This is a genomic window from Streptococcus sp. Marseille-Q5619 (genome assembly GCF_946901205.1).
Taxonomy (GTDB): domain Bacteria; phylum Bacillota; class Bacilli; order Lactobacillales; family Streptococcaceae; genus Streptococcus.
Genome location: NZ_CAMPPO010000002.1, coordinates 735,074 through 761,577, shown reverse-complemented (window position 1 = coordinate 761,577; position 26,504 = coordinate 735,074). Strand labels below are relative to the sequence as shown.

Sequence of the window (26,504 nt, the reverse complement as noted above, 5' to 3'; positions counted from 1 at the left end):
ACAGCTAAAGCTCAAGCACAAACCGAGGCTATTGATAAGCAACCTGCTAATGCAGATACAGCAGATAAAGCTAATGAGGCTCAAACAGCGGTCACAACAGCTCAAACTACAGGAGAAGCCGACATTCAGAAGGTGAACCCAGTAGGGAAAGAAAAGGCTAAAAAAGCCATTGAAGATGAGCTCGCTAAGAAGCTTCAAGCCATTAACGACAACGATAAGTTAAGTCAAGCTGAAAAAGATAGAGCCAAGGCAGAGGCAACAGCTAAAGCTCAAGCACAAACCGAGGCTATTGATAAGCAACCTGCTAATGCAGATACAGCAGATAAAGCTAATGAGGCTCAAACAGCGGTTAATGCTGCTCTAGCGAGAGCAATTGATGAAATCAATCGGATCAATCCTATTCCATCCCCTCGTCATCTCCTAACGTCTAGTGCTAAAGATGGAAATGCTGGTGATGTGAACACTACAGAACCAGCAAGTCCTTCTGTTCCAACAAGTCCATCAGATAGTGGACAAGCAAATTCTGGACAAGATGCCCCAGATTCTGACAGTGGCTCAACAACCACAGCTCGTTCGTCTGTATCCCCAGTGACAACTACGGAGCCTGGTGTAAATACTGCGAACAGAGCAGATGATACTGTTCGTTCAGCAACTCAGGGTCAAGGGACTTTAGATAAGTCAGAACTAAGTAAGCAGACTCAAACCTTAGAAAATCTTTTGAGATCATTGACAGGTGTATCGGATCCTATTACAGATTCAGCACGTCTGGTTCTGGCAGAAGCTCAGAAAGCTCTTGCAGATGATCGTTTGACAGAGCAAGGGTTGCGCCATATCCTGCAAACAGTCAAAGCTGCCATTGCTTCCCTAGAGTCCATTAAAGAAAGTCAGTCAGCAACGAAGGCTGGAGAACAAAAAGTTTCTGAGGAAGCACCAGAAGCAGATAAGTCTGTAGTTCAAACTCAAGTCTCAGTAGGAGCTATTGTGGCAGGTATACTGGTTCTATTAGGTCTCCTCTTCTTCCTCCTAGCTCGTCGTAATAAAGAATCAGAACTCGAGAAATTAACCAAGGAATTAAGTAAACTTCTTAAGAACTTAAACCTTGAAACAGTGGATAAGGATGTTCTTAAAAAGTCTCAAGAAGAACTTCAAAATGCAGTTTCCTTCTTAGCAGATGAAAAAGGCTCTGAGCATACTGAAGAAGAGTTGATTGAAAATCTTAAAGAGGTTCTTGCTAAATTGAAAGCAAACGCCTAATAACAACCTATATTAAAAATCTCCAGATTAGGAACTATCCGTAAGTTCTCTAGTCTGGAGATTTTTCAATATACTTCGTTATTGGACGGTTACAAAATACTAGCGTCAGTTATCCTAAAATTTAGTGTCAGCGCGTCATAACAAGGTGTCTATCATTAGCCTAATAGAGATAAAATAAACAATTGATTTAGGACATTTGTTTGATAGTGGTGATAAAGTTTTAAATCTGCTACATAATTTGTGGAGTTTTTTCTATAATTAGTAGTTTAACCTAACCTGCAAATAGGAGTATACTAATAATGTAATCGTTATCAAAAATCTAAAAAGGAATTTTTAGATGGATATCAAAATAAAAAAGGGAGGAAATTATGAATAAGTTTTCAAAAACCTTGAGAGACAACTGGATCTTTCTCTTGATGGTTTTGCCAGGGGCACTCTGGTTGATTCTATTCTTCTACATTCCAGTATTTGGGAACGTGGTTGCCTTCAAAGACTACCACATGACCAGTAATGGTTTCATAGATAGTATCATGAATAGTAAATGGGTCGGACTCGATAATTTCAGATTCTTATTTAGTTCAAGAGACGCCTTTATTATCACACGAAATACTGTCCTCTACAATCTCGGCTTTATCTTTATTGGCTTGATTGTATCTGTAGGGATTGCCATTATCCTCAGTGAACTCCGTTCTAAGAGAATGGTTAAGATTTTCCAAACTTCTATGTTGTTCCCTTACTTCCTGTCTTGGGTTATCATCAGTTTCTTTACAGATGCCTTCCTAAATATTGATAAAGGGGTGTTCAACCATTTATTGGAAAGTCTTGGTCTCAAAGAAGTCAATTTCTACGCTGATTTGGGAATTTGGCCCTACCTCCTACTTTTCCTAGGTATTTGGAAAGGTTTTGGATATAGCAGTGTCATGTACTATGCGACAATCATGGGAATTGATCCAACCTACTACGAAGCAGCGACAGTGGACGGAGCCAGCAAATGGCAACGGATTCGCAATGTCACCATTCCGCAGTTGACACCGCTGGTAACTGTATTGACCATCCTTGCAGTTGGAAATATCTTCCGTGCAGACTTCGGTCTTTTCTATCAAATCCCTCACAATGCTGGTCAGCTTTATAACGTAACCAACGTCTTGGACGTATATGTTTATAATGGTTTGACCCAGACAGCGGATATTGGGATGGCTTCAGCAGCAGGTCTCTACCAATCAGTAGTCGGCTTGATTCTGGTGGTTCTATCAAACTTACTGGCAAGACGAGTTGATCCAAACTCAGCCTTGTTCTAGAAAGGAGGAGAATATGGCAGAAAAGAAAATTAAAAAAGAAAAAATTGATAATGTCGGCATTCACTCCTTCAGTAAGAAAGCAGATATCTTCTTCAGTATCATTTCGGGTTTGATTGCCCTCTCTTGTATCCTACCCTTCGTATTCGTTATCATTATTTCAGTGACGGACGAGAAAAGCCTCCTCCAATACGGCTACAGCTTCTTCCCATCCCAATTTGGATTAGACGGTTTTGAGTTCTTGGCACAGTTTAAGGATAAAATCTTACAGGCCCTCTTCATTTCTGTCTTTGTAACCGTAGTTGGGACATTTACAAATGTCTTTATCACAACAACCTATGCCTACGCTATTTCACGGACAACCTTTAAGTATCGCAGATTCTTTACCATCTTCGTTCTGCTCAGTATGTTGTTCAACGCTGGTTTGGTACCAGGTTATATCATGGTGACCCGTGTACTTCAGCTTGGTGACACTGTTTGGGCCTTGATTGTTCCAATGCTTCTCTCACCATTTAACATCATCTTGATGCGTTCCTTCTTCAAGAAGACCATTCCAGAAGCCATTCTCGAATCGGCTCGTATCGATGGTGCCAGTGAGGCTAGGATTTTCTTCCAAATCTGTTTGCCATTGTCACTACCAGGTATCGCAACCATCACGCTTTTGACAGCACTTGGTTTCTGGAATGACTGGTTCAACGCCCTTCTTTACATCAAGAGTGACAACTTGTATCCATTGCAATATTTGCTCATGCAAATCCAACAAAATATGGACTACATTGCCAAAGCGGTCGGCTTGACTGGTCAACTGGGAGTTGCTCTACCGAAAGAAACAGGTCGTATGGCCATGGTTGTGGTCGCAACCCTTCCAATCGCGATTTTGTATCCATTCTTCCAACGCTACTTTGTAAAAGGTTTGACTATCGGTGGTGTGAAAGAATAGTGCTTATTGAGAAAGAACATTTCTCATTTCCAAACTTCCCTTGCGTGAAGTTAAGATCATTACATTGTTTATAAGTTTAAAAATAAAAAAAGGAGTTTTTATCATGAAAAACTGGAAAAAATATGCTTTTGCATCTGCTAGTGTAGTCGCTTTGGCTGCAGGTCTTGCTGCTTGTGGAAATTTGACAGGTAACAGCAAAAAAGCTGCTGATTCAGGTGACAAACCTGTTATCAAAATGTACCAAATCGGTGATAAACCAGACAACTTGGATGAATTGTTAGCAAATGCTAACAAAATCATCGAAGAAAAAGTTGGTGCCAAATTGGATATCCAATACCTTGGCTGGGGTGACTATGGTAAGAAAATGTCAGTTATCACATCATCTGGTGAAAACTATGATATTGCCTTTGCAGATAACTACATTGTAAATGCTCAAAAAGGTGCTTACGCTGACTTGACAGAATTGTACAAAAAAGAAGGTAAAGACCTTTACAAAGCACTTGACCCAGCTTACATCAAGGGTAATACTGTAAACGGTAAAATTTACGCTGTTCCAGTTGCAGCCAACGTTGCATCATCTCAAAACTTTGCCTTCAACGGAACTCTCCTTGCCAAATATGGTATCGATATTTCAGGTGTTACTTCTTACGAAACTCTTGAGCCAGTCTTGAAACAAATCAAAGAAAAAGCTCCAGACGTAGTACCATTTGCAGCTACTAAGAACTTCATCCCTTCTGAGAACTTTGACTACCCAGTAGCAAACGGTCTCCCATTCGTTATCGACCTTGAAGGGGATACTACTAAGATTGTAAACCGTTATGACGTTCCTCGTTTCAAAGAACACTTGAAGACTCTTCACAAATTCTATGAAGCTGGCTACATTCCAAAAGACGTAGCAACAAGCGATACTTCATTTGATCTTCAACAAGATACTTGGTTCGTTCGTGAAGAAACAGTAGGACCAGCTGACTACGGTAACAGCTTGCTTTCACGTGTTGCCAACAAAGATATCCAAATCAAATCATTCACTAACTTCATCAAGAAAAACCAAACAACACAAGTTGCTAACTTTGTCATCTCAAACAACTCTAAGAACAAAGAAAAATCAATGGAAGTGTTGAACCTCTTGAATACGAACCCAGAACTCTTGAACGGTCTTGTTTACGGTCCAGAAGGCAAGAACTGGGAAAAAATTGAAGGTAAAGAAAACCGTGTTCGCGTTCTTGATGGCTACAAAGGAAACACTCACATGGGTGGATGGAACACTGGTAACAACTGGATCCTTTACATCAACGAAAACGTTACAGACCAACAAATCGAAAATTCTAAGAAAGAATTGGCAGAAGCTAAAGAATCTCCAGCGCTTGGATTTATCTTTAATACTGACAATGTGAAATCTGAAATCTCAGCTATTTCTAACACAATGCAACAATTTGATACAGCTATCAACACTGGTACTGTAGACCCAGATAAAGCGATTCCAGAATTGATGGAAAAATTGAAATCTGAAGGTGCCTACGAAAAAGTATTGAACGAAATGCAAAAACAATACGATGAATTCTTGAAAAACAAAAAATCATAAGATCAATTGATTTCGTGTATTCATTCCTAACTCCTAAAATAAGAATCACTGCTTTCCTCAGGTTGGTCTGAGGAGGGCAGTGATTTTTTGAAAGTTTTTGAAGCCATGTATGCTGAGGAAATGTATAAAGGCTACCAAACCTAATTTATTTCATGTTGTTATAAATACCATCTAAATATGAGTGAATTTCTTGTCGTATAGATTGTAAAGAATGATTTCTAGCTGTATCAATGACACCGAATATTCTGTAATGACTACGGAAAAGTTTGTCATAATCAATGTAACTTCCTATGATAATAATGTGGGCAAATTCAGAACGGAGTCGTATATCTTCTATATAAGAATACATTGTATCTGAAGATAAAAACATTGATTTTATGATAAAATAGGTAGTAGTGTTATAGGAATAGATGATACGCCTAGAAGCTATAATTCTCGTTTTTGTTGATAAGTTTTCTTTAATATAAGAATTGATGTCACTTGTGATGATATATCCTAATAATGAAAAATGTAGAATTTGAATTGTATCCATATTTCTCCTCTTGCTCTATCATATCAAAAACATCCGATAGAAGATGTCGAAATCTTAGATTGTATAACTGTTAGCATGAAATGTTGAAAAATAACCATTTATGATAACTCAGATACCTTTTAAGATTTTTCCCATCATAGGATACTAGTTTTGATATGATATAGGAGAGTAAGGAGGAAAAATATGCAAGAATATATTTTAAGCCAAGGCAGAGCAGTTGTTAAAGTGCCTCATTCTAAGGTTTACTATGTGACAACACATCCTACGAAGGCACATGCTGTTATTTTTATTACAGCTGATGGAGTATTTGAGAAGTATATGAGCCTAGCTAGAGTTGAGGAAATGAGTCTGGGGAAATTGTTCAGGTGTCATAGAAAGTTTCTTGTTAACTTATCCAAAGTAATAGGATTGAAGTATGAAACGAAGACCATTTTATTTATGGATGAAAGAGTATCGGATATTATCTGCTCTAGAAGATATTTTAAAACTGTAAAAGAAAGATGGTTAAATACTAAAGGAGACGAGAAATGAATATCTTTATATTAGAGGATGATTTTATACAGCAGACTAGGATGGAAAATCTGGTGTATGATATTTTAGAGAAGAATTGTTGGGAAGTAAAGCACTGTGGTGTTTATGGTAAACCGAATCAATTGTTAGAAGATATGATGGAACGTGGAGGTCATCAACTTTTCTTTTTGGATATTGAAATTAAAAACGATGTTAGAAAAGGGTTAGATATTGCTTTGGAAATCAGAGATAGAGATCCAAATGCAGTCATTGTTTTTGTAACAACTCATTCAGAATTTATGCCTGTTAGTTTTCAATATCAAGTATCAGCTTTAGATTTTATTGATAAGGAATTACCTGAAAGCTCTTTTAAGGAACGTGTGGAAAAGGCAATCGCTTATGTTCACAAGAATAAACATCAACTAATGACTGAAGATTCTTTTGTGTTTACAAATTCTAAAGCACTCGTTCAGGTTCCATTTTCGGATTTGCTTTATATAGAAACGTCAATGATTCCTCATAAGCTAGTTCTTTATTCTATGAGAGAAAGAATAGAGTTTTACGGTAAAATTTCTGATATATTGAAGCAAGAACCAAGATTGGTTCAGTGTCATCGCTCTTTTATTGTGAATCCTTATAATATCTCTTCAATAGATAAGGAAGAAAAACTAGTCTATTTGAAGAACGGGTCAAGTTGCCTAGTATCTAGGTTAAAAATGAGGGAATTGCTGAATATAGTTAAAGATTTACATGATAGTAAGGAGTAGTAAATGTCTTTTGTGTTAGTATCTTTGAATTTTTACATACTTTTATTTCTTCATGCAAAAATTTATGGCTATCAATTGACTATAAAGAGATCTTTAGAGTTATTGCTTTTCTATTTTTTATTAGAGTTTTTACTTTTAATCTTGATTAAGACGTTCTATATCCCTGTTGTTATTACAGTACTAGATTATCCCATCTTTTTTATTATCTACACATTTTTGTTGGATAAAAAGAAGTACAGTCTGATATTGACACTTTTTTATGCTCTGTTTCCTATCACATTTTGGTCGATTATCTATGATTTCTTTGTTGATTTTATTATTCCTAATTTTGCTAGTTTAACAGACATATATGTTTATTACGATGCCACAATTTTCTCGATTTTAGCAAGTCTCCTATCTTTGCTTATAATAAAAGTTTTTCAGTATGATTTTAGCTATCTAAGAAGTAAAGTGTTGGATAAACATTTAGCTCAAATAATGAGGATTGCTAATGCTGCAATGTTGGGTTATTTTATCTTGGTTCCTTTTATTGGTTATATTAAAAAAATCTTGAACTTATCTATAAATCATTATCAAGGAGCTATAACTGCAATCTATTTCTTTTTATTTATCTATTTTGTCAATATACTGGATAGAAATGTACGTGAGGAATTGCAAAAAGATTTAGTACTTCAAAAAGAGATTCAACTTCAAAATCTTAAGAGCTATAGTAAACAAGTAGAAGGACTTTATCAAGAGGTTAGAAGCTTTAGGCATGATTATGCAAATATCTTAACAAGTTTAAAGATAGGAATAGACCGAAAAGATATTGATTTAGTTGCTCAAATTTATGACAGTGTCTTGAAAGACTCAGGGAAAAATTTAAAAGATACAAAATTTGATGTAGTGAGATTGAGAAATATAGAGGATTTATCCTTGAAGAGTTTATTAATCTCAAAATTATCCGAGGCTCAGAGTTTACTAGTGCCAGTTTCTTTGGAAATAGAAAAACCAATTACTATCAAAAAGATTGAGGAAATTGATTTTTTAACAGTTGTTTCTATATTGTTAGATAACGCGATAGAGGCCGCTGCAAGCGCCACTGTCGAGGAACCTCTAAGTGTTTGTTTTTTTGAAGATATTAGAAGTAATAAGCAAGTTTTAATTATCCAAAATCCGACCCTAGATAGAGAGATTGATGTTACAAAAATATTTGAGAGAGGAATGTCGTCTAAAGGGCAGAATAGAGGAGTTGGTTTGTCTAATGTTAATAGTATTTTGACAAAATACCCAAATATCATTCTAAAAACTACAAGTTCTAATTTTAGATTTAAACAAGTCTTAGAGATAGAAGTATAGGTGGGGATGGGTGACTTGTATCTTCTATAATCTTTTCATGATAAAACGCATAGTATCAGTCATTTTGAAATCTGATATTATGCGTTTTTATAATTCTATAGATTTTTTATGGTTTGAAAGTAGTCCGTAATTTTAATGGTGTTGTTATAGTTTCATATAGCTCTTCCCACCATCCTCCACCTGTAATCTGGTTGAGTTCAGTAGTTGTTAGTTTTTGAAATGAAGTTAGGTTTTGTTTCTTATCCATGTTATGATTCTCCTTTTTGATAAGATAATAAATAGTTATAGAGTGTTATCTGAAAATTAATCAGAATGGGTTAAAATTTTATCTTTGAAATAATCAAAATATGTTTTCTTTGCAGTTACACTAGTGACGCGACCTTGTAAGCCGTATTGGATGAGTTTACTATCCTCATTAGATAGTTTTGCAAGAGCGGTTAATTTAAAGAGATTTCCTTGCTCTGTTCTGGTAGGAGTTTGATCAATTGTCTGAAGTTGGCCGATGATGGTGGTGCCGTGATTTCCAATCTTCTCCAGTTTTAATCTTACAGTTTGTCCTTTATCTAGTAGAGGTAGATAGTCAGAAGATACGTAGTAAGTGATTAGTACTTCTCTTGTATCTGTGATGACAGGGAATATTTGAGCAATTTCTGTACCAGTTGGAATTCTATTTTTACCTTCAAATTCACTGTTTAAGTGAATGATACCTTTACTTGGAGCGGTTAAAGTATTGTTTTCTAAGCGCTGCGTTGCTTGATCTAGCTGTACTTTTAATTCTGTTAATTGATTCTCCACTGTTAGTTGTTGCTGTGAGGCTGTTTGTAAAAACTGTGTGCGGAGTACTTCAATTTTGGTTGCTAAACTGTTATCATAAGTTGCTACACTTCCGATACCAGCTTGCTGAATTTTGAGGCTTGCGATAGATGATTCAAGACCTGCAATACTTTGATTAATCTGAGATAAAAATGGCTCCTCTGCAGTTCCTTGTGTTTGTCTTTGTGAGGCTACAAGATAACGATTCAAAATTGACTGGTGCGGATTGCCAGTTGGTAAGCGAGCCCTTTTATTTATGATAGCATCACTCAGCTCCTGGTATTCTCCAATCTGCTGCTGAACTTTTGAAATTTCTTGTTCAATAGCTGATGAACTGCTATTGGCAAGATTAGCTTGATTTGAAACCTCAGTGTTAGTCTTTGTGATACCCAGTTCAATATCATGGGATTGTTTAGTAAAATTCCTAAAGGTATTATGGTAGCCAAACTCATCCTTGCCAGAAAAAAGATCAGTCGCTTTTTCTAAGCTTTGTTTCAAAATTCCAAGTCCTTCTTTTTGCTTCTCAAGTCTTTGTAATTGAGTTTCTAAGGCAGTTTTCTGACTTTCTTCCATTGTTTCAGAGTATTTGATGAGTAAGTCACCTTTTTCAACTACTTGATTTGCCACTAAATGATTAGCAAGGATAGGATTATCACTGGTTGACTGAATAGATGCAATGACACTTGTAGGGGCGATTTCTCCTTGGGAAGTAACAGTAATTTCTTTTGTGGCAACAAGGGAGAAAATCAAGATGAAAGTAAGTAGTAATGAAAGAGGTATAATTAACACTGTCGCATAGTTATGGTAACGTCTCTGATAAAACTCGACGCTTCTAAAAAGATTAGGATTCATGACATTCTCCTTATTTATTGAATAGATGATGGTAGAAACCTTGCGCCTGCATTAACTCTTGGTGACTACCCACTTCAATGATTTTCCCCTGGTCAAGAACAATGACACGGTTGGTTCGTTCGGCTATACTGAGACGATGGGCTACAAAGAGAATGGTTTTATCAGTTAGGGACATAAGATTATCTATAACTTTTTTCTCAGTCAAGACATCAAGACCGCTAGTAGCTTCATCCAGTATTAAAACAGGAGCTTTAGTTAAAAGAGCACGAGCGAGAGCGATTCGTTGCTTTTGTCCTCCTGATAGACCAGCTCCATCAGAGAGCTGAGTTTGATAGCCCATAGGCATTCTTTCAATGTCTTGACGGATTTCAGCTAATTCACAAGCTCTTAGAATATCTTCTTGACTAATCATATGATTACCACCCAAGGTTAAGTTTTCCAAAATAGAGCCATTAAAGATATAGGCTTGTTGGGGTAGGTAATTAATATGACGGCGCAAGACTTTTTTATCAATGTTTTTAATATCCTGATGATTGATGGAAATATGTCCTTTGTAGGGTTCAAAGAAATTGACAATCATTTTGGCTAAAGTTGTTTTACCAGAACCACTAACTCCAACTAGGCTAACCTTATCTCCTTGTTTAATCGTGAGATTAATATCTGTTAAGGTATCTCGTCCAAAACCATACTTATAAGAAAGGTCATCAAATTCAATATCGCCCATCAAAAAATGTGAATGAACAGGGTTTTCTTGAACTTGAAATTCAGATTCGACTAGATAGACTTCGTTCAAACGGTTATTAGCGACCTTCGCAGATTGGAGTTTGGTTTGGAGGTTGATAATATTTTCCATAGGAGTTGTAAAGTAAGAAAGAAGTGTGTTAAAGGTAATCAGCTGACCAATAGAAATTTTACTTGACATGACTAATTGAGCGCCAAACCATAGGATAAGGATATTCAGAACTAATTTTGTTCCCTGCTTTAAACTCGTTTGTAAAATAGAATATTTACTGAGCTTAAAGGATTTTTCCAAATAATCTACAAATTCGCTGTCTATATTTTGATAGCGATTTTCTTCACTCGTGAGCGACTTTATAGTTTCAATCCCGTTGATATCTTCGATAATGGCAGAGCTAACCATAGAATTACTTTGCATGACATCATGGTTCATTTTTTCGAAAGGCTTCATAAAAGAAAAGATGATGAACATGTATATAGGAATAGAAATAAGAGAAAGAAGGAAGAGATTAGGGTTTTGTGCCAGTAAGACGCCTCCTACAAGAATCAGAATAGAAACATCCAGAAAAAGAGAAAGAATGGTAGAAGCCAAGGCATCTATAATAGAGTTAGCATCTGTGAACCGTGAAATGATTTCTCCTGTACGACGTGTCGCAAAGAAAGACATAGGAAGTTCAAAAATATGGCGGATATAGGATAAAATCACATCAATGCTTAATCTCTGACTCAGAATAGTTAGGAGATAATCTCGGGAGAAACTCATGACTTGCTGGAGGATATAGGTTATAACCAGACCAACTGAGATGATTCCTAAAGTTGATTTCATCTGATTTGGAATGTATTCATCCAAGATTCCTTGGAGATAATAAGAACCACCGATATTGATAATCGTGACCAATAAGCTTGAGAGAACAATGTAACCAATGAGAGATTTTTGTTTGAAAATCAGAGGAAGGAAGCTTAGTAGACCATTCTTTTTATCTTTATGGGGTTGATAGCTGGGTTTGGGAGCTAGAAAAATAGCTACTCCAGTCCATTCAGAGAAAAAGCGTTCTTTTGACATTTTAGTGATTTTTACAGAAGGGTCAGGATCACCAATAATCAGATAGTCTTTCTTTGTTTGATAGACAACATAGTAATGTTGGAGTTTTCCTTCTTTGTTAACGTGAACGATAAATGGATAGGGGACATCACTCATGTCAAAGAGCGTTTTATCTGCTTGAACAGGTCTTGTTTCAAAGCCCATTTCATCAGCGGCTTTTACAATGCCAAGAGCAGTCGTTCCTTCTTTATTGGTCTTTGCAAGTTCTCTCAAGTGAGCTAGAGAAAAATCTGAACCATAGAATTTAGCAATCGAGGCTAAGGTAGCAACACCGCAGTCTCTAGCATCTATTTGAGGAACAAATGTACGTTTATAAGAAGTCATTGGCAATTCCTTTCATATAGTAGATAGGTATATTATGCCAAACTTTACTAAAAAACTTCTTGCTAAATCGTAAACGGTATTTATATTGTCATGAACAGTAATTTTTATTAAGTAAGATGAACCATTGATTTTTATAGTTGACGATAGTATATATTAGTTTTGGTCTTTGATAAAATTTATGAAAAACATTTCGTGATGAAAAAAAGACATTTTATGATTTTAAAGAAATGATATCAGTTAATTATGATATATTGATGTTGTCAAGGTTGCAACAAGACAAAAATTAAAAATAAAAAGGAGGTATTCATCATGAATACAAAAACAATGTCACAATTTTCTGTTATGGATAATGAAATGCTTGCTCGTGTTGAAGGTGGAGATAAAGTAGGGGCTGGAGAAGTTGTTCAAGCATTAGGAATTTGTACAATAGGAGGTGCAGCTCTGGGGAGTGTTATCCCAGTTGTGGGAACTCTTGCCGGAGGGGTTTTAGGAGCACAGTTTTGTACAGCGGCTTGGGGAGCTTTTAGAGCAAGTTAAACTTTTAGCGATATAGTAGATTGGAAATAGTAGTAAAAGGAGGTGATTTATATGAAATACAGATTATTTCTTATTATTTTCTTGAGTAGTGTTTTGGATATTCTTTTAGGTACATTTTTGAAAATCTCGAATGTATCGATTGGGTGGATTGTTCTCTACAGTGGCTTATTTGAAGCAGGAGTTTTCCTTCTTGCTAATAAAGGTTTGGCGGTAAAAATCAAGGAAGCAGACATTCAAAAACGCTTTAAATTTATTTTTGGAAAAACGTTATGGTTTCAAATTCTTTTGCTCATCTTTTTGGCGGTAAAACTTTATCTTGGTTTGGATGAGAGACTGATTTTACTTTATGGAAATATTTTCATTGTCTTTAATGCCTTAGTTTATCTTTTGTCTACTAGCCAAATTAATTTAACAAAGAAAGCGTGAAAAGAATGGAACAATCAGTAAATAATTTTATCATTTTATCCGATGAAAAATTAACAATGATAACAGCTGGTGATAAACAACTTGCAGACAGATTTTTAAGTGGAGTAGGTGGTGCAGTTGAGGGGCTTTCGCTTTGTGCACAGACAATCCCTTTCCCAACTCCGCAGATTTATTTAATTTGTGCAGCTGGTGGGGCGGCAGCTTCAGTTTTATGGCCACATTAGAGGATTTAGTTAGGATATAGAATTATTAATCTGGGTATCTCTTTGCGCTTATACTCTCTATACTGTATAGGAACGTATCATGTATAAACACTTATTTTTTCCATATTCAAAAATCTTAGACTGGTTGACACCCTATATTCTAGTCTTGGTTTCTGACACCATTGCATTTAATGTTTTTGTGCTAACCTTTGTATCTGTAGTGGTTTTTTCTTTCCTGAATCCCATGCTAGCTTTTATAGCTATATTCTTAGGGGCTGGCTATGTTGTCGGATTTTGGTTATTAAAATGGTTTGTTTTAGAGAGATTGGAGGTAAAGGATGACTTGTAGGAAGGTGTACTTAGTGTTTAAGTGGTTATCTTTATGGTCGTTTTCAATAAAGATTATACCTTGTTTTTGATTTTTAGTATAGTAACGTCAAATGTAGCTCCTTACATTCATTCCTAACTCCTAAAATAAGAATCACTGTTTTCCTCAGGTTGGTCTGGGGAGGGCAGTGGTTTTTTACCTTATTTAGATAATTATCCGAATTAGATGATATAAACAATATTAAAATGATAACAGATGATTAAAATATTAAAATTTCTTATATCTTTATTAATTTTTCTTAAGTAGATTTTTAGAATAAAGTAGCTTATAATAAGAGTACAATGAAAACGCTTAACATTGTGAAAATTCATCTTGTTCTGATTTAAGAGATCTATAGATACAAATTTTTAAGCAGTCGTATATAGATGTATATCATTTACATAGTTCTATATACTTAAAAATTTATACAATGATCAATTTAAACGAGATAGGTGAAAAAATGATAAAAGTTATTCTCTATTCTTTTTAGGAACAAGAAATTTTACATGAGGTTATTCAAATGAAAAAAACACCCAATCGATGGTTAATTTTGGCAGCAGCCATTTTAACGAATCTATCTCTAGGTGCTGGTTACGCCTGGTCAGTTTTTCAAAAGGCGCTGCTAGAAACCAATTCTAGTCAAGGATGGGTTCAATCCCAAACTTCTTTGGCCTTTAGTATTTCTTTTGCAATGGTACCTGTTGGTATGATTATTTTCGGTCCTAAGGTTGATTCAGCAGGACCTAAGAAATTTGTATTCCTAGGTGGTATTCTCTTCGGTGCTGGTATGTTTGCTACTGGATTTGCTACTTCTCTTCCAGTCCTTTACCTCACTTACGGGGTTGTCCTAGGACTTGGTATTGGTTCAGCTTATGGAGCATCTACTTCAGTTGCCACTAAGTGGTTCCCAGATAAAAAAGGTTTAGCTGGTGGTTTGACAGCAGCAGGTTTCGGGTTAGGCCCGCTCATTATCGGTCCAGTTGCCAAAGCTTTGATTGCTTCTATGGGTGTTTACTCAACATTCAAAGTATTGGGTATCATTCTTCTAATTGTTATTTGCACTTCTTCATTGGTAATGGAGAAAGCTCCTGCAGCAGCGCCGGCATCTGGAACAGCTCAACCAGAAGGTAAAACTTACAAAGAAATGCTTCGTGATGGAAATTACTGGCTTCTATGGTTGATTTACGTTCTTGGTGCTACTGGTGGAATGATGATTATCGGTACTGCAGCATCAATTTCTGACCAGTATAAACTTGTAGGAGAAGCTACACTCTTTGTTATGCTGGTATCTATCGCTAATACATTTGGTCGTATCTTCTGGGGTACGGTATCTGATAAGATTGGTCGCTATCCTACTGTTATTGCCATGTTTGGAGCGGTTGCTACTGGTTTGTTGCTCACAGCCTTATTCAAAGGTCCTGGAAGCATCTTGGCCATCCTTGGAATTATGATGGTTGCCTTGTCATTTGGAGGCTTCCTAGGTTCATTCCCAGGAATTACTGCTGAAAACTGGGGAGTTACATACGTAGGGACAAACTATGGATGGATGTTTACTGCTTATGGCGTAGCTGCTATTGCTGGTCCTCAGTTAGGAGCACGTCTTGCACAGGCAAACCAAGGAGATTATACAATGGCCTTCTTTATCGTTATCGGCATGGCTATCCTTGGTATTTTACTCCAACTGTTCTATATGGCTAAAGCTAAAAAAGTTTAAAAATGAATCCTTGGAAAATCCAAGGATTTTTTAAAATATGATTGATACTAAGTGTAGTGTACAAGAAATTTTTTTCTAAATTGAAATATAGCAATTTCCAGTCAAATAAATTGCATTCGTTTTCTCAAGCAGGTATACTAGTATGGATAAATAAAAAATTTAGAAAATTTAAGAATAGAAAAGAGAACAAATCTTATGGCAAAAGATATTCGTGTCTTACTTTACTACCTTTATACTCCAATTGAAAATGCAGAGCAATTTGCTGCAGACCACTTGGCTTTCTGTAAATCAATCGGTCTTAAAGGCCGTATCCTAGTCGCTGACGAGGGAATTAACGGAACAGTTTCAGGGGATTACGAAACAACTCAAAAATACATGGACTACGTTCACAGCCTCCCAGGCATGGAAGACCTCTGGTTCAAGATTGACGAAGAAAGTGAACAAGCCTTCAAGAAGATGTTTGTTCGCTACAAGAAAGAGATTGTCCACCTTGGTTTGGAAGACAACGACTTTGACAATGACATTAACCCACTTGAAACAACAGGTGCTTACTTGTCTCCAAAAGAGTTCAAAGAAGCGCTTCTTGATAAAGATACCGTTGTCCTTGACACACGTAACGATTATGAGTACGACCTAGGACATTTCCGTGGGGCTATCCGCCCAGACATCCGCAACTTCCGTGAGTTACCACAATGGGTTCGTGATAACAAGGAAAAATTCATGGACAAGCGTGTCGTGGTTTACTGTACAGGTGGGGTTCGCTGTGAGAAATTCTCAGGCTGGATGGTTCGTGAAGGTTACAAAGATGTTGGCCAATTGCACGGAGGAATCGCAACTTACGGTAAAGACCCAGAAGTTCAAGGTGAGCTTTGGGATGGAAAAATGTACGTCTTTGACGAGCGTATCGCCGTTGATGTCAACCATGTCAACCCAACTATCGTAGGGAAAGACTGGTTTGATGGAACACCATGTGAACGTTATGTCAACTGTGGAAATCCATTCTGTAACCGTCGTATCTTGACATCAGAAGAAAATGAAGACAAGTACCTTCGTGGATGTTCACACGAGTGCCGTGTTCACCCACGTAACCGCTATGTTTCAGAACATGAATTGACACAAGCAGAAGTGATCGAACGCCTAGCCGCTATCGGTGAAAGCTTGGATCAAGCAGCTACTGTATAAGATTAAACAGTCCTTAGGGGCTGTTTTTCTATGCTTTTTACTCAAAAATCTAAAGTTTGTTTCTGTATCTTTCAGAAAAATAAGGTATACTATATGTAAACGATTTCAAAGGAGTCCAGTTATGACGAAAACATTTTTTATTCCAAATAAACAGAGCATTTTAGGAGAACAGGAAATTTTGACTGCCAAGTCCATCTTGGCCTTGGTAGATGGTTTGGAGTCACATAGCTATGATGCTGTCTATCTCCGTCAGCCTCTTAACCGTCTCGAGTATATCGAGTGTGCGATAGTGGGGCAATCACAATTTCTCTTTAAGGTCAGCTATGCTGATGGTCAAAAGGCTTACCGTATCGATCTTCCTGACCTATTAACGAAGACAGACTGGCGGATTATCAAGTCGTTTTTAGATGCCCTGCTTGCTTATACAGGAACTGAGATTGAAGGACTAGATGGTTTTGATTTTGAAGCGTATTTCCAGGCAAGTATTCAAGCCTATCTAGCAGACACTGTAGCCCATTTTACGATTTGCCAAGGAATTTTTAATCCTATTTTCTTTAGTAATGAGGATTTGAAAAGCTTTTTAGAGGCAGATGGCTTGGCTCAGTTTGAAGTACGTGTACATGCGGTTCAAGAGACCGATGCCTACTTTGCAAGAGTTTCCTTTTATCAGGATGGAGAAGGCCAAGTGCACGGTGTTTACCATCTGGCTCAAGGAGTCAAGACAGTTTTACCGAGAGAACCATTTGTTCCTGCAGCCTATATTGAGCAATTGGTGGATAAGGAAGTCCAGTGGGAGATTGACTTGGTTCAAATCACAGGAGACGGCTCTAAACCAGAAGACTATGAAGCCATTGCCCGCTTGGACTATGCAAAATTCCTAGAGTCATTACCATCAGCATCTTACCACCAACTAGATGCCAATCAATTAGAAATACAACCCATCTTAGACAAAGATTTTAAAACATTAGCACAAGAAAAGTAAAGCAGAAGCAGGTCAATCGACTTGCTTTTTTGACATAGAAAAAATCCTGCCAAGGATGACAGGATTGCTACTCAATGAAAATCAAAGAGCAAACTAGGAAGCTAGCCGCAGGCTGCTCAAAACACTGTTTTGAGGTTGTAGATAAGACTGACAAAGTCAGGAACATATATCTACGGTAAGGCGAAGCTGACGTGGTTTGAAGAGATTTTCGAAGAGTATGGAGTTTAAAGAAAGGCCAAGATACGAAGATAATCTCCAATCAGTGCGACTTCAGCTACAAAGAAGAGGAGGATGATCACTCCGTTCACAAGGACAGACAAGAATAACTGATAAAAGGAGTCGGTTTCACTTGCTTGACTTGGTCTTGTAATAATATGGAGACTAGCAAGCAGAATGATCCCAATGCTAATCACACACAAAAGGGCTGTAAATCGTAGGCTGTCAAAGAAGGCAAAGAAACTAGCAATGGCAGTGAGGAAGATTGGAATTGCCAAGAGTTGACTATATTGTTGGAGAACCTTTTCTAGCGTCCAGTCCTTTTCTTGGTAGATAAATCGTCTCACGACGAAACTACCCAAGAGGAATGAAAAGAAGAAGAGTGTTGTCGCTACTAGGATAGAGATGATCGAAAAGAGATTTAATGAAGCAAATTGTTCAGGGAAGTGATTATGCATAGTTGCTATATGTCCATAGTAAGCATGTTTGATATGGTAGATACTAAAGAAAAAGGAAGATGCAGAAAACAGAATGAGCAAGAGAAAGGCTGTGTAGCTGTGTGTGCTACTTGTTTCAAGCTTGCTTGTAGGAGATTTGAGAGCCTCCACTAGCCAAGACCAAAAATCAAGTACTTGCTCTTTCCATCTATCCGTAGATTTTGGAGCTTGGTCGGGGATATAGGGACTTTCTAAGGATTTACTGAGAAGAAGAGGCTCTTTCAAGATTGTTTTTTGCTGAGGAAGTGCTTCTTGGCTTTCTTCAGCTTTAGTGACTTTTTCTGTTTCCTCAGAAAGATCTTGCTCTTCTTCAGTAGAATTAGATGCCTTCTTTTCTTCTATTTCTGTTCTCGCTTCACCGCCTTCAGGAGTTTCAATTTTCTCTTCTTGCTGGCTTTCCAGTTCGACTTCAGCTTGAGAGACTTCCTCCTCTACTTGAGTATTTTTTTCAATTGGTGTATCGAGATCGGCTATCGTTTCTTCAGCCTTGTCTGCAACCTCTTGAGCTTGCTCTTCAGGCTTGTTCTTGCTTGTTGTTTTTACAAAATCATTACTTTCAAACCATTCTTGTTTCATGGTAGAACCTCCTTTTTAGTTAGATAAATATGCTTCTATAGTAGCAGATGTAAGCGTTTTTGTCAACGTCTGCTTGGTGTGGATATTAGTTCAATATCATCATCAGATCTCGCAATGAGTTGATCCTTGACATCGGTTTTTTCAGTTTTGTAAGGGTTGCTTAATTCCGTACCTCTTGATTCAGGCTCTTCTCTTGTGAATTGGAAGATAGAACCATAGTTGCTTGAGATGTCCCAGTTAATTCGTTGGCTTTCTTTCTGGTCTAGGATGATTCGGAGATAATCTTTGGCAGTCAGTTCAACCTTACCATGGACTTGGATATTTTCAGCGTGGAAGTGATGTTCTGTTGACTCTAGCTGACTATCTGTCAGATTTGTATCAAAGATATTAACGATATTGGGCGTTGTGAGTTTACTGTTTTTGATACGACTTCCTTCAATTCGGAGGATATAGCCGTTTGTATTGAGGGTCGTATTTTCAAGGCTAGCATTTATGATGGTGGTTTGTCCGCGATTGGCTGAGATGTTGATCCCTTTTAGAGTTCTCCCTTTCGGTAGTCCGATGATGACATCATTAAAACGATTAGATGAACTACTTACAATATGGAGAATCTCATCAATTCCAGAAGAGATAAATGGACTTTCAGATAGTTTCTTATCAGTGAGACTCAGAGTTCTATCGTTCTGATTTGTGATAAGATCATGGTGAGCAGAAAGTGATGGATGATAAGAAATGTGGATTTGATCATCGAAAGAGTCTGTGATGGTCAGCGCGTGTTGGTGGAGAGTAATTTCTAGGTTTTCGACTTCCTTGCCAAAGGTTAGCTCTTCCGTACGGCTATCATAGACAGGTTCTTTGGACATGGAAAGTAGGCTCTTGATTCCGTCAGATTGGATGCCTACAAAGAGCAGGATAAAGCCGATAACGGTAGTCACCACACCAAAAATGAGAAATCCTTTTGTCAATTTACGCATGCTGGTCACCTCTCTTTCCTTTTTTAAGAACAAATTGCACCAAGCGAACAATGAGTAGACCGAAGAAACGAGCTACATAGGAAATGCCTAGTAAAACTAGTGAAGAAGCACCGATAGCCAGTAAACCAGAACCGAAAATCAAGATAAAGGCTGGTTTGGCTTGGGCTAAGACAGTGAAACTTTCAACTAAAAATAGGAATCCGCCAATGATACCAAGTATGGAAATCGCAAAGAAAGCCAGAATGACAGTCAAAGCGGCCACAAGGATTGCGAACAGGGTCACGAGGATGGCGATTCCCAGAGGAATGCCGATAGGTGCTGCAAGGAGAGCTAACAAGGCGATATGTAAAATTTGTCGGTTATTTTTTTGAGCGGGTGCCTCATTGATTTTTTTATCGAGAAGATTGGATAGAACTTCGTGGGCTGCTTCTTTGGGAGTTCCCAAACTGGCAATGAGTTCTTCTTCTCCTTCGACTCCAGCATCGTCAAAGAGTTCCCTGAAATAGTCCATGGCTTCAATTTGGTCAGCCTGAGGCAGTTTTTTGAGATAGAGTTCTAGCTGAGTCAGGTATTCAGTTCTTGTCATGGCGGATACTCCCTTCTATGATGCCATTAATGGTGTCTGTATAGAGTGCCCATTCATCTTTTAGGGTCAAGAGCTGTTCTATACCACCATTTGTCAAGGAGTAGTATTTGCGCATGCGACCTTGGAACTCTCTAGAATAGGTTGTCAGAAAGCTATTGCCTTCCAATTTTTTGAGAATGGGATAGAGTGTGGATTCTTTGATATTAGCGATCAGCTTAATGGTTTGGCTAATCTCATAACCATAAGAATCCCCTTTTTCCAGTACGGCCAAGATGAGAAATTCAATCAAGGCAGAGGATGTTGGAAAGTACATGGGAAACCTCCTTTTCTAATGTGTAGGATTTTTATATATAATTTTTCTACACATACATTGTACATCTAAAAGAAAGCCCTGTCAAGAGAAATGTGTAAAATTTTTATATATAAAAAAACTTCTAGGCAAAACTAGAAGGTTAGAGAATTTTATCGGCTCTGTCCACTGTAAAGAGGGCCACAGTCATCAGGATATCGACGAGTAAGAGGGCAGCTACAGCTGGCACCCAAGAGTGGAAGAGGTCAAAACTGTAACCAAAGAGAGTCGGCCCAAAGGCTGCTAGGATATAGCCTCCTGTTTGAGATAAACCAGACAATTGGGCAGTCTTTTCAGGGGCGCTTGTCTTGAGTGAAAAGTTGACCATGAGATAAGGGAAGAGGGCGCTTGTTGCGGTTCCGATGAGGAGATGGATGGCAAGCCAGTAAAAGAAATTACCGACTGGGAAAAAGAGCATGGAAATGCCGACCACACCAGCTAGTGAGACCAGAGTGAGCATGAGCTGACGGTTACGAGTTGACAAGCTGGTTGTCAGGCTTGGGATGGTCATTGAAAAAGGAATGCTAATCAGAGAGAAGATAGAAGTCAGCAAGCCAGCTTCGTGACTGGATAGGCCTGCGTGGATAGCCATGGTAGGTAGCCAGGTCATAGCGGTGTAAAAGAGCAAGGATTGAAAACCTGCAAAGATAATAACTGCCCAGACCTGTTTATTATGCATGACCTTTGTCTGGCTTTTTTGTTTGGTTTGTGGAGCCAGTCTGTGATTATAGCGGTGATTAGGCAGCCAGACCAAAAAAGTTGCTAGGCAGAGCAGGGTGAGGAGGATGATAAGCCCTTTCCAAGAACTGGCTTGTGTAATGGGCACAGCTAGATAGGAAGCCAGAGCCGTCGCAACCCCCATAGACGTTACATATAAGGTGGTCAGAAAACCAATCTTCTTTGGTTGATTGGCTTGGATAAGACTAGGAAGCAGCACATTGATGACTGCGATGCTTGCCCCAACCATCAAGGTTCCTAGATAGAGCAGGGGCAGATTGATTAGTCGAATAAGTGAGCCAATGGTCAAGAAGAAGAGGCTGTAGGTAAAGAGATGCTCCAAGCCAATTTTCTGAGCTAGTCGGGTAGAAAATAGCGAGAAGAGGGTGAACATGAGGAGAGGCAGGCTGGTCAAGACACCAAGTGAACTAACTTCTACCCCCAGACCTTGCGAAATATCTCCCAAAATAATGGGTAAAACAGTAAAAGGAGTCCGCAAGGAAACACCAATCAGGATAATACCTGGAACAAAAAAAAGTGATTGCTTTTTCATATAATACCTCTTCTAGCTGATTTTAATAACAGCTTATTTTAAGGCTTTTTCACTATAATGTCAAGTAAGGTTTCTGGCTTTCAAGATAAAAATGGGAAAGTCTTGAAAATTATGATAAAATAGTGGAAGGAAATCTATACATTGGAGAAAAACTGTGTCTGAAAAGCAAAAAATCAGCGTATTGATGTCGGTCTATATCAAGGAAAATCCGACATTTTTAAAGGATGCTATTGAGAGTGTTCAAAATCAGACCCTGAAACCGAGCGAGTTGGTTCTGGTTGAGGATGGGCCTTTGACACCTGAGCTCTATCAGGTATTAGACCAGGTGGAAGCTGAATCTGATATTCCAGTGAAACGCTGTCCTCTTGAGAAGAATCAAGGTTTGGGTCTAGCTCTTCGATACGGTGTTTTGCAGTGTCAGTATGATATTATTGCCCGTATGGATACAGATGATATAGCTGTTCCAGACCGTTTTGAGAAACAGGTTCAGCTAATGGAGAAGGACAACCTCGACCTATTAGGTGGCCATATTGCAGAGTTTATTGACAATCCTGATGAGATTGTTTCTTACCGTCGTGTTCCGACTCAACATACAGATATTGTGGTTTATCAAAGGATGAGAAGTGCCTTTAACCACATGACTGTCATGTTCAAGAAGGACATGGTTCTCAAGGCAGGCAACTATGAGGATGGGCTTTATATGGAAGATGACCTCCTCTGGCTCAATATGATTGCTGCAGGAGCTAAGACTGGAAATCTGGATCAAATCTTGTGTCAGGTTCGTGTCGGAGCAGGGATGTTTGAGCGTCGTGGGGGACTACGTTATCTCAAACTCTATCGTCAGGCTCGTCAGCGCATGCTGAAGAGAGGGCAAATTTCTTACCTGGAGTATGCCAAGAGTGTTGCCATTCAGATGGTTGTTGCCCTTTGTCCAGGATTTGTCAGACAGTTTATTTTTATGAAACTGTTACGAAAAAGCAAGTAAAAGATTGTAGCAAATCGTAAACTGGAGAAAAAGTGTTATAATAACAATGTAACTATTCGGCTCTTTTAAGGAGGAGTAAATTTCTATGAATAAAAAACTCACAGATTATGTGATTGATCTGGTGGAAATTTTAAATAAACAACAAAAGCAGGTTTTCTGGGGAATATTTGATATTTTCAGTATGGTGGTTTCCATCATTGTATCTTATATTTTATTTTATGGGCTGATTAATCCAGCACCTGTTGACTACATTATCTATACGAGTTTGGCCTTCCTGTTCTATCAATTGATGATTGGATTTTGGGGGTTGAACGCTAGTATTAGTCGTTACAGCAAGATTACGGACTTTATGAAAATCTTTTTTGGTGTGACTGCCAGCAGCGTCTTGTCATATAGTATCTGCTATGCCTTCTTGCCACTCTTCTCCATCCGTTTCATCATTCTCTTTATCTTGTTGAGTACCTTCTTGATTTTATTGCCACGGATTACTTGGCAGTTAATCTACTCCAGACGCAAAAAAGGCAGTGGTGATGGGGAACACCGTCGGACCTTCTTGATTGGTGCCGGTGATGGTGGGGCTCTCTTTATGGATAGTTACCAACATCCAACTAGTGAATTAGAACTGGTCGGTATCTTGGATAAGGATTCTAAGAAAAAGGGTCAAAAACTTGGTGGTATTCCTGTTTTGGGCTCTTATGAAAATCTGCCTGAATTAGCTAAACGCCATCAAATCGAGCGTGTTATCGTTGCGATTCCGTCGCTGGATCCGTCAGAATATGAACGTATCTTGCAGATGTGTAATAAGCTGGGTGTCAAATGTTACAAGATGCCTAAGGTTGAAACTGTTGTTCAAGGTCTTCACCAAGCAGCTACTGGCTTCCAAAAAATTGATATTACGGACCTTTTAGGCCGTCAGGAAATTCGTCTTGACGAATCGCGTCTGGGCGCAGAACTGACAGGTAAGACCATCTTAGTCACAGGGGCTGGTGGTTCAATCGGTTCTGAGATCTGTCGCCAAGTTAGCCGTTTCAATCCTGAACGTATCGTCTTGCTCGGTCATGGGGAAAATTCCATCTACCTTGTTTATCATGAATTGATTCGCAAATTCCAAGGGATTGATTATGTACCAGTGATTGCCGATATTCAAGACTATGACCGTCTCTTGCAAGTCTTTGAGCAGTACAAGCCAGCTATTGTTTATCATGCGGCTGCCCACAAGCACGTTCCTATGATGGAGCGCAATCCAAAAGAAGCCTTCAAGAACAATATTCGTGGAACCTACAATGTTGCTAGAGCCGTTGATGAAGCTAAGGTGCCTAAGATGGTTATGATTTCGACGGATAAGGCCGTCAATCCACCCAATGTTATGGGAGCGACCAAGCGCGTAGCTGAGTTGATTGTCACTGGCTTTAACCAACGTAGCCAATCGACCTACTGTGCAGTCCGTTTTGGGAATGTTCTCGGTAGCCGTGGTAGTGTAATTCCAGTCTTTGAACGCCAGATTGCTGAAGGTGGGCCTGTAACGGTGACAGACTTCCGCATGACTCGTTACTTTATGACCATTCCAGAAGCTAGCCGTCTGGTTATCCATGCTGGTGCTTATGCCAAGGATGGGGAAGTCTTTATCCTTGATATGGGCAAACCAGTCAAGATTTATGACTTAGCCAAGAAAATGGTCCTTCTAAGTGGCCACACCGAAAGTGAAATTCCAATCGTTGAAGTTGGAATCCGTCCAGGTGAAAAACTCTACGAAGAACTCTTGGTTTCGACCGAATTGGTTGATAATCAGGTTATGGATAAGATTTTCGTTGGTAAGGTTAATGTCATGCCTCTAGAAGCCATTGATCAAAAAATTGAAGAGTTCCGCACTCTCAGTGGAGATGAGTTGAAGCAAGCCATTATCGCCTTTGCTAATCAAACAACCCACGTTGAATAAAAAATCTTTAAAATCAGAAAACGCATATTATCAGGACTTTAAAAGTCTTGGTAATATGCGTTTTGTTATGTAGAGATTTGCTTCGTTTTCATTGAGTATGAAATGGAGTTTTTGCCCAGTCTATGTTATTGAAAATACGCCAAAACCTCTAAGGGTTTATGGGCTATATAATCAGGTTGATAGTTGAGCAAGTCTGCCTGCTCTCCAAATCCCCAAGTGACGGCCAATTTCTGAATGCCTGTTTCTTGAGCTCCCAGCATATCAAACTTGGTATCACCGATGATGATGGCTTGTTGAGGGGCTAGTTGATGTGTCTGCAAGGCTTGGCGAATGACATCTGCCTTATGGGGTGCTTCAGGGCTGGAACCATAAATGCCATCAAAGAAATGATAGATTCCCAAGTTTTTAGTCATGTCTTGAGCGGTTGGAGTATTCTTTGTAGTGGTGATATAAAGAGGGTAATTGCTCGATAACTTCTCAAGCAAGTCTATAATCTGAGGAAAGAGTTGAGCTTCATGGATGCCCTTTGCCTTGTAGTAAGAACGGTATATCTGCACAGCCTCAGAAATTTGTTCTTTAGGCATGCAGGCCGCAAAACTACTTTCAAGAGGCGGCCCCATAAAACCACGAATAGTTTTGGCATCAGGGCTAGGCACCCCCAGCTCCTTAAAGGTATGGGTAAAGGCATTGTGAATCCCGATAGAACTGTCAACGAGGGTTCCATCCAGATCGAAAAAGATCGCTGTGATAGAGGTCATGGTTTCTCCTATTTGATAAGCTTATTCTCCGAAAATTTCTTTTTGGAGGCGACGACCAGTTGGGGTAGCAGCTAGTCCACCTTCAGCTGTTTCACGGAAGGCAGTTGGCATGCTTGCTCCTACTTGGTACATGGCATCGATCACTTCATCCACAGGAATTTTAGATTCGATACCTGCCAAGGCCATGTCTGCTGCGATAAATGCAAAGCTAGCTCCCATGGCATTACGTTTGACACAGGGAACTTCGACCAAACCTGCAACAGGGTCACAGATGAGGCCCAGCATATTTTTAATGACAAAGGCAATGGCCTGACTGGCCTGATAAGGTGTTCCACCGGCAGCCAGAGTCAAGGCGGCAGCGCTCATAGCAGAGGCCGAACCAACCTCGGCCTGACAGCCACCTTCAGCACCTGAGATAGAGGCATTGTTTGCGATGACTAGTCCAAAGGCACCGGCAGCAAAGAGGAAATCCAGCTGTTGCTCGTGGCTGAGGTCTAATTTTTCAATAGCAGCAGTGAGAACGGAAGGCAGACAGCCAGCACTTCCAGCGGTCGGAGTGGCACAGACCAATCCCATTTTTGCATTGTGTTCATTGACTGCGATAGCATTTCGGGCAGCAGAGAGAATCGTGTAATCTGACAGAGTTTTTCCGTTTTTAATGTAGTGATCCAATTTGGCAGCATCTCCACCTGTCAGGCCACTACGAGATTTATTTTCATTGAGGCCAAGTTGGACAGAGGCTTTCATGACTTCCAGATTGCGTTCCATGAGAAGGAAGACTTCTTCACGTTCGCGACCGGTCAATTCAAACTCTGTTGTAATCATGAGTTCTGCGACATTTCCTTGAAAGTCCAGTTCTGCCTGCTCGACCAATTCTTTGATAGAATAAAACATGCTTC

27 protein-coding genes are annotated in these 26,504 nt (G+C 38.8%); 16 read left to right on the top strand and 11 right to left on the bottom strand.

All coding sequences use genetic code 11. The annotated features are described in order from the left end of the window. The first annotated feature begins 993 nt into the window (after positions 1 to 993). The 4 genes from OC530_RS04760 (at position 994) to OC530_RS04745 (ending at position 5,071) form a co-directional block, all read left to right on the top strand. Positions 994 to 1,254, top strand: a complete 261-nt coding sequence (locus OC530_RS04760) for a hypothetical protein (protein WP_166730991.1) — start codon at positions 994 to 996, stop codon at positions 1,252 to 1,254. Between the two features lie 368 nt (positions 1,255 to 1,622). Continuing rightward, complete coding sequence (locus tag OC530_RS04755; RefSeq protein ID WP_262080026.1) at positions 1,623 to 2,552, top strand: sugar ABC transporter permease; 930 nt, start codon at positions 1,623 to 1,625, stop codon at positions 2,550 to 2,552. 13 nt (positions 2,553 to 2,565) lie between these two features. Continuing rightward, complete coding sequence (locus OC530_RS04750; RefSeq protein ID WP_000818348.1) at positions 2,566 to 3,489, top strand: carbohydrate ABC transporter permease; 924 nt, start codon at positions 2,566 to 2,568, stop codon at positions 3,487 to 3,489. Between the two features lie 103 nt (positions 3,490 to 3,592). Continuing rightward, a complete protein-coding gene (locus OC530_RS04745) occupies positions 3,593 to 5,071 on the top strand; it encodes an ABC transporter substrate-binding protein (RefSeq protein ID WP_061438605.1) in 1,479 nt (492 codons plus the stop codon). A gap of 145 nt (positions 5,072 to 5,216) precedes the next feature. Here OC530_RS04745 and OC530_RS04740 read toward each other — a convergent pair whose 3' ends face one another. Continuing rightward, entirely contained in the window at positions 5,217 to 5,603 is a 387-nt protein-coding gene (locus tag OC530_RS04740) for a hypothetical protein (RefSeq protein WP_262080022.1), read from the bottom strand. Positions 5,604 to 5,786: 183 nt separating this feature from the next. Here OC530_RS04740 and OC530_RS04735 point away from each other — a divergent pair, with 183 nt between their 5' ends. From OC530_RS04735 to OC530_RS04725, 3 genes are read left to right on the top strand one after another with little or no spacing between them, the layout of a single operon-like run. Continuing rightward, positions 5,787 to 6,134: a LytTR family DNA-binding domain-containing protein gene (locus OC530_RS04735; protein ID WP_112444768.1), complete on the top strand. Its 348-nt coding sequence runs from the start codon at positions 5,787 to 5,789 to the stop codon at positions 6,132 to 6,134. Continuing rightward, the gene (locus OC530_RS04730) at positions 6,131 to 6,880 is read left to right on the top strand and encodes a response regulator transcription factor (RefSeq protein ID WP_262080016.1); all 750 of its coding nucleotides are present in this window, start codon (positions 6,131 to 6,133) and stop codon (positions 6,878 to 6,880) included. Before OC530_RS04735 ends, OC530_RS04730 begins: the two co-directional genes overlap by 4 nt. 3 nt (positions 6,881 to 6,883) lie before the next feature. Next, positions 6,884 to 8,218, top strand: coding sequence for a GHKL domain-containing protein (locus OC530_RS04725; RefSeq protein WP_164226698.1), 1,335 nt, complete (start codon positions 6,884 to 6,886; stop codon positions 8,216 to 8,218). A gap of 106 nt (positions 8,219 to 8,324) precedes the next feature. Here the strand turns inward: OC530_RS04725 and blpC are convergent, their stop codons facing one another. The 3 genes from blpC to blpA are packed head-to-tail and all read right to left on the bottom strand — an operon-like array spanning position 8,325 to position 12,047. Beyond that, entirely contained in the window at positions 8,325 to 8,465 is a 141-nt protein-coding gene (gene blpC, locus OC530_RS04720; protein ID WP_164226699.1) for a quorum-sensing system pheromone BlpC, read from the bottom strand. A gap of 56 nt (positions 8,466 to 8,521) precedes the next feature. After that, positions 8,522 to 9,883, bottom strand: coding sequence for a bacteriocin secretion accessory protein (locus OC530_RS04715; protein WP_164226700.1), 1,362 nt, complete (start codon positions 9,881 to 9,883; stop codon positions 8,522 to 8,524). A 10-nt stretch (positions 9,884 to 9,893) separates the two neighbouring features. Next, positions 9,894 to 12,047 carry a peptide cleavage/export ABC transporter BlpA gene (gene blpA / locus OC530_RS04710; RefSeq protein ID WP_262080011.1) on the bottom strand — a complete coding sequence of 718 codons (2,154 nt, stop codon included), beginning with the start codon at positions 12,045 to 12,047 and terminating at the stop codon, positions 9,894 to 9,896. 309 nt (positions 12,048 to 12,356) lie between these two features. Between blpA and OC530_RS04700 the strand changes: the two genes are divergently transcribed. From OC530_RS04700 to OC530_RS04670, 7 genes are all read left to right on the top strand, one after another. Next, positions 12,357 to 12,584: a Blp family class II bacteriocin gene (locus OC530_RS04700; RefSeq protein WP_164226314.1), complete on the top strand. Its 228-nt coding sequence runs from the start codon at positions 12,357 to 12,359 to the stop codon at positions 12,582 to 12,584. A 51-nt stretch (positions 12,585 to 12,635) separates the two neighbouring features. Continuing rightward, on the top strand, positions 12,636 to 13,010 hold the full coding sequence (locus OC530_RS04695) for an immunity protein (RefSeq protein WP_112444782.1): 375 nt from the start codon (positions 12,636 to 12,638) through the stop codon (positions 13,008 to 13,010). 5 nt (positions 13,011 to 13,015) lie between these two features. After that, a complete protein-coding gene (locus OC530_RS04690; RefSeq protein WP_173213201.1) occupies positions 13,016 to 13,234 on the top strand; it encodes a hypothetical protein in 219 nt (72 codons plus the stop codon). Positions 13,235 to 13,313: 79 nt separating this feature from the next. Beyond that, positions 13,314 to 13,562, top strand: a complete 249-nt coding sequence (gene blpZ, locus OC530_RS04685) for an immunity protein BlpZ (protein WP_173220071.1) — start codon at positions 13,314 to 13,316, stop codon at positions 13,560 to 13,562. 538 nt (positions 13,563 to 14,100) lie between these two features. Further along, a complete protein-coding gene (locus OC530_RS04680) occupies positions 14,101 to 15,294 on the top strand; it encodes an OFA family MFS transporter (RefSeq protein WP_173220068.1) in 1,194 nt (397 codons plus the stop codon). A 195-nt stretch (positions 15,295 to 15,489) separates the two neighbouring features. Continuing rightward, positions 15,490 to 16,476, top strand: coding sequence for a rhodanese-related sulfurtransferase (locus OC530_RS04675; protein ID WP_001030028.1), 987 nt, complete (start codon positions 15,490 to 15,492; stop codon positions 16,474 to 16,476). Positions 16,477 to 16,597: 121 nt separating this feature from the next. Continuing rightward, on the top strand, positions 16,598 to 17,458 hold the full coding sequence (locus OC530_RS04670; RefSeq protein WP_262080002.1) for a DUF4299 domain-containing protein: 861 nt from the start codon (positions 16,598 to 16,600) through the stop codon (positions 17,456 to 17,458). Positions 17,459 to 17,682: 224 nt separating this feature from the next. On the opposite strand, the gene OC530_RS04665 is transcribed toward OC530_RS04670, so the two are convergent. The 5 genes from OC530_RS04665 to OC530_RS04645 all read right to left on the bottom strand — a co-directional run bounded on the left by OC530_RS04665 (position 17,683) and on the right by OC530_RS04645 (position 21,926). Beyond that, on the bottom strand, positions 17,683 to 18,747 hold the full coding sequence (locus OC530_RS04665; protein ID WP_173262862.1) for a DUF6574 domain-containing protein: 1,065 nt from the start codon (positions 18,745 to 18,747) through the stop codon (positions 17,683 to 17,685). Positions 18,748 to 18,809: 62 nt separating this feature from the next. Beyond that, positions 18,810 to 19,721 (bottom strand): DUF4097 domain-containing protein, encoded by a 912-nt coding sequence (locus OC530_RS04660; RefSeq protein WP_262079995.1) that lies wholly within the window; start codon positions 19,719 to 19,721, stop codon positions 18,810 to 18,812. Then, positions 19,714 to 20,307, bottom strand: coding sequence for a DUF1700 domain-containing protein (locus OC530_RS04655; protein WP_023941404.1), 594 nt, complete (start codon positions 20,305 to 20,307; stop codon positions 19,714 to 19,716). The genes OC530_RS04660 and OC530_RS04655 overlap by 8 nt, the downstream gene beginning before the upstream one ends. Then, positions 20,294 to 20,620, bottom strand: a complete 327-nt coding sequence (locus OC530_RS04650; RefSeq protein ID WP_000273854.1) for a PadR family transcriptional regulator — start codon at positions 20,618 to 20,620, stop codon at positions 20,294 to 20,296. Before OC530_RS04650 ends, OC530_RS04655 begins: the two co-directional genes overlap by 14 nt. A gap of 139 nt (positions 20,621 to 20,759) precedes the next feature. Next, entirely contained in the window at positions 20,760 to 21,926 is a 1,167-nt protein-coding gene (locus tag OC530_RS04645; RefSeq protein ID WP_173253852.1) for an MFS transporter, read from the bottom strand. 154 nt (positions 21,927 to 22,080) lie between these two features. Between OC530_RS04645 and OC530_RS04640 the strand changes: the two genes are divergently transcribed. Both OC530_RS04640 and OC530_RS04635 read left to right on the top strand, forming a co-directional pair. Continuing rightward, positions 22,081 to 22,911, top strand: a complete 831-nt coding sequence (locus OC530_RS04640; protein WP_262079987.1) for a glycosyltransferase — start codon at positions 22,081 to 22,083, stop codon at positions 22,909 to 22,911. 85 nt (positions 22,912 to 22,996) lie between these two features. Further along, positions 22,997 to 24,847: a nucleoside-diphosphate sugar epimerase/dehydratase gene (locus tag OC530_RS04635; protein ID WP_262079985.1), complete on the top strand. Its 1,851-nt coding sequence runs from the start codon at positions 22,997 to 22,999 to the stop codon at positions 24,845 to 24,847. A gap of 125 nt (positions 24,848 to 24,972) precedes the next feature. Here the strand turns inward: OC530_RS04635 and OC530_RS04630 are convergent, their stop codons facing one another. Both OC530_RS04630 and sdaAA read right to left on the bottom strand, forming a co-directional pair. Beyond that, a complete protein-coding gene (locus OC530_RS04630; RefSeq protein WP_262079983.1) occupies positions 24,973 to 25,605 on the bottom strand; it encodes an HAD family hydrolase in 633 nt (210 codons plus the stop codon). Between the two features lie 21 nt (positions 25,606 to 25,626). Beyond that, positions 25,627 to 26,499: an L-serine ammonia-lyase, iron-sulfur-dependent, subunit alpha gene (sdaAA, locus tag OC530_RS04625; protein WP_000500050.1), complete on the bottom strand. Its 873-nt coding sequence runs from the start codon at positions 26,497 to 26,499 to the stop codon at positions 25,627 to 25,629. Positions 26,500 to 26,504: the final 5 nt, after the last annotated feature.

Coding starts and splice junctions, on each gene's coding strand:
- OC530_RS04755 (WP_262080026.1), top strand. CDS start 1,623: ATGAATAAGTTTTCAAAAACCTTGAGAGACAACTGGATCTTTCTCTTG.
- OC530_RS04750 (WP_000818348.1), top strand. CDS start 2,566: ATGGCAGAAAAGAAAATTAAAAAAGAAAAAATTGATAATGTCGGCATT.
- OC530_RS04745 (WP_061438605.1), top strand. CDS start 3,593: ATGAAAAACTGGAAAAAATATGCTTTTGCATCTGCTAGTGTAGTCGCT.
- OC530_RS04740 (WP_262080022.1), bottom strand. CDS start 5,603: ATGGATACAATTCAAATTCTACATTTTTCATTATTAGGATATATCATC.
- OC530_RS04735 (WP_112444768.1), top strand. CDS start 5,787: ATGCAAGAATATATTTTAAGCCAAGGCAGAGCAGTTGTTAAAGTGCCT.
- OC530_RS04730 (WP_262080016.1), top strand. CDS start 6,131: ATGAATATCTTTATATTAGAGGATGATTTTATACAGCAGACTAGGATG.
- OC530_RS04725 (WP_164226698.1), top strand. CDS start 6,884: ATGTCTTTTGTGTTAGTATCTTTGAATTTTTACATACTTTTATTTCTT.
- blpC (WP_164226699.1), bottom strand. CDS start 8,465: ATGGATAAGAAACAAAACCTAACTTCATTTCAAAAACTAACAACTACT.
- OC530_RS04715 (WP_164226700.1), bottom strand. CDS start 9,883: ATGAATCCTAATCTTTTTAGAAGCGTCGAGTTTTATCAGAGACGTTAC.
- blpA (WP_262080011.1), bottom strand. CDS start 12,047: ATGACTTCTTATAAACGTACATTTGTTCCTCAAATAGATGCTAGAGAC.
- OC530_RS04700 (WP_164226314.1), top strand. CDS start 12,357: ATGAATACAAAAACAATGTCACAATTTTCTGTTATGGATAATGAAATG.
- OC530_RS04695 (WP_112444782.1), top strand. CDS start 12,636: ATGAAATACAGATTATTTCTTATTATTTTCTTGAGTAGTGTTTTGGAT.
- OC530_RS04690 (WP_173213201.1), top strand. CDS start 13,016: ATGGAACAATCAGTAAATAATTTTATCATTTTATCCGATGAAAAATTA.
- blpZ (WP_173220071.1), top strand. CDS start 13,314: ATGTATAAACACTTATTTTTTCCATATTCAAAAATCTTAGACTGGTTG.
- OC530_RS04680 (WP_173220068.1), top strand. CDS start 14,101: ATGAAAAAAACACCCAATCGATGGTTAATTTTGGCAGCAGCCATTTTA.
- OC530_RS04675 (WP_001030028.1), top strand. CDS start 15,490: ATGGCAAAAGATATTCGTGTCTTACTTTACTACCTTTATACTCCAATT.
- OC530_RS04670 (WP_262080002.1), top strand. CDS start 16,598: ATGACGAAAACATTTTTTATTCCAAATAAACAGAGCATTTTAGGAGAA.
- OC530_RS04665 (WP_173262862.1), bottom strand. CDS start 18,747: ATGAAACAAGAATGGTTTGAAAGTAATGATTTTGTAAAAACAACAAGC.
- OC530_RS04660 (WP_262079995.1), bottom strand. CDS start 19,721: ATGCGTAAATTGACAAAAGGATTTCTCATTTTTGGTGTGGTGACTACC.
- OC530_RS04655 (WP_023941404.1), bottom strand. CDS start 20,307: ATGACAAGAACTGAATACCTGACTCAGCTAGAACTCTATCTCAAAAAA.
- OC530_RS04650 (WP_000273854.1), bottom strand. CDS start 20,620: ATGTACTTTCCAACATCCTCTGCCTTGATTGAATTTCTCATCTTGGCC.
- OC530_RS04645 (WP_173253852.1), bottom strand. CDS start 21,926: ATGAAAAAGCAATCACTTTTTTTTGTTCCAGGTATTATCCTGATTGGT.
- OC530_RS04635 (WP_262079985.1), top strand. CDS start 22,997: ATGAATAAAAAACTCACAGATTATGTGATTGATCTGGTGGAAATTTTA.
- OC530_RS04630 (WP_262079983.1), bottom strand. CDS start 25,605: ATGACCTCTATCACAGCGATCTTTTTCGATCTGGATGGAACCCTCGTT.
- sdaAA (WP_000500050.1), bottom strand. CDS start 26,499: ATGTTTTATTCTATCAAAGAATTGGTCGAGCAGGCAGAACTGGACTTT.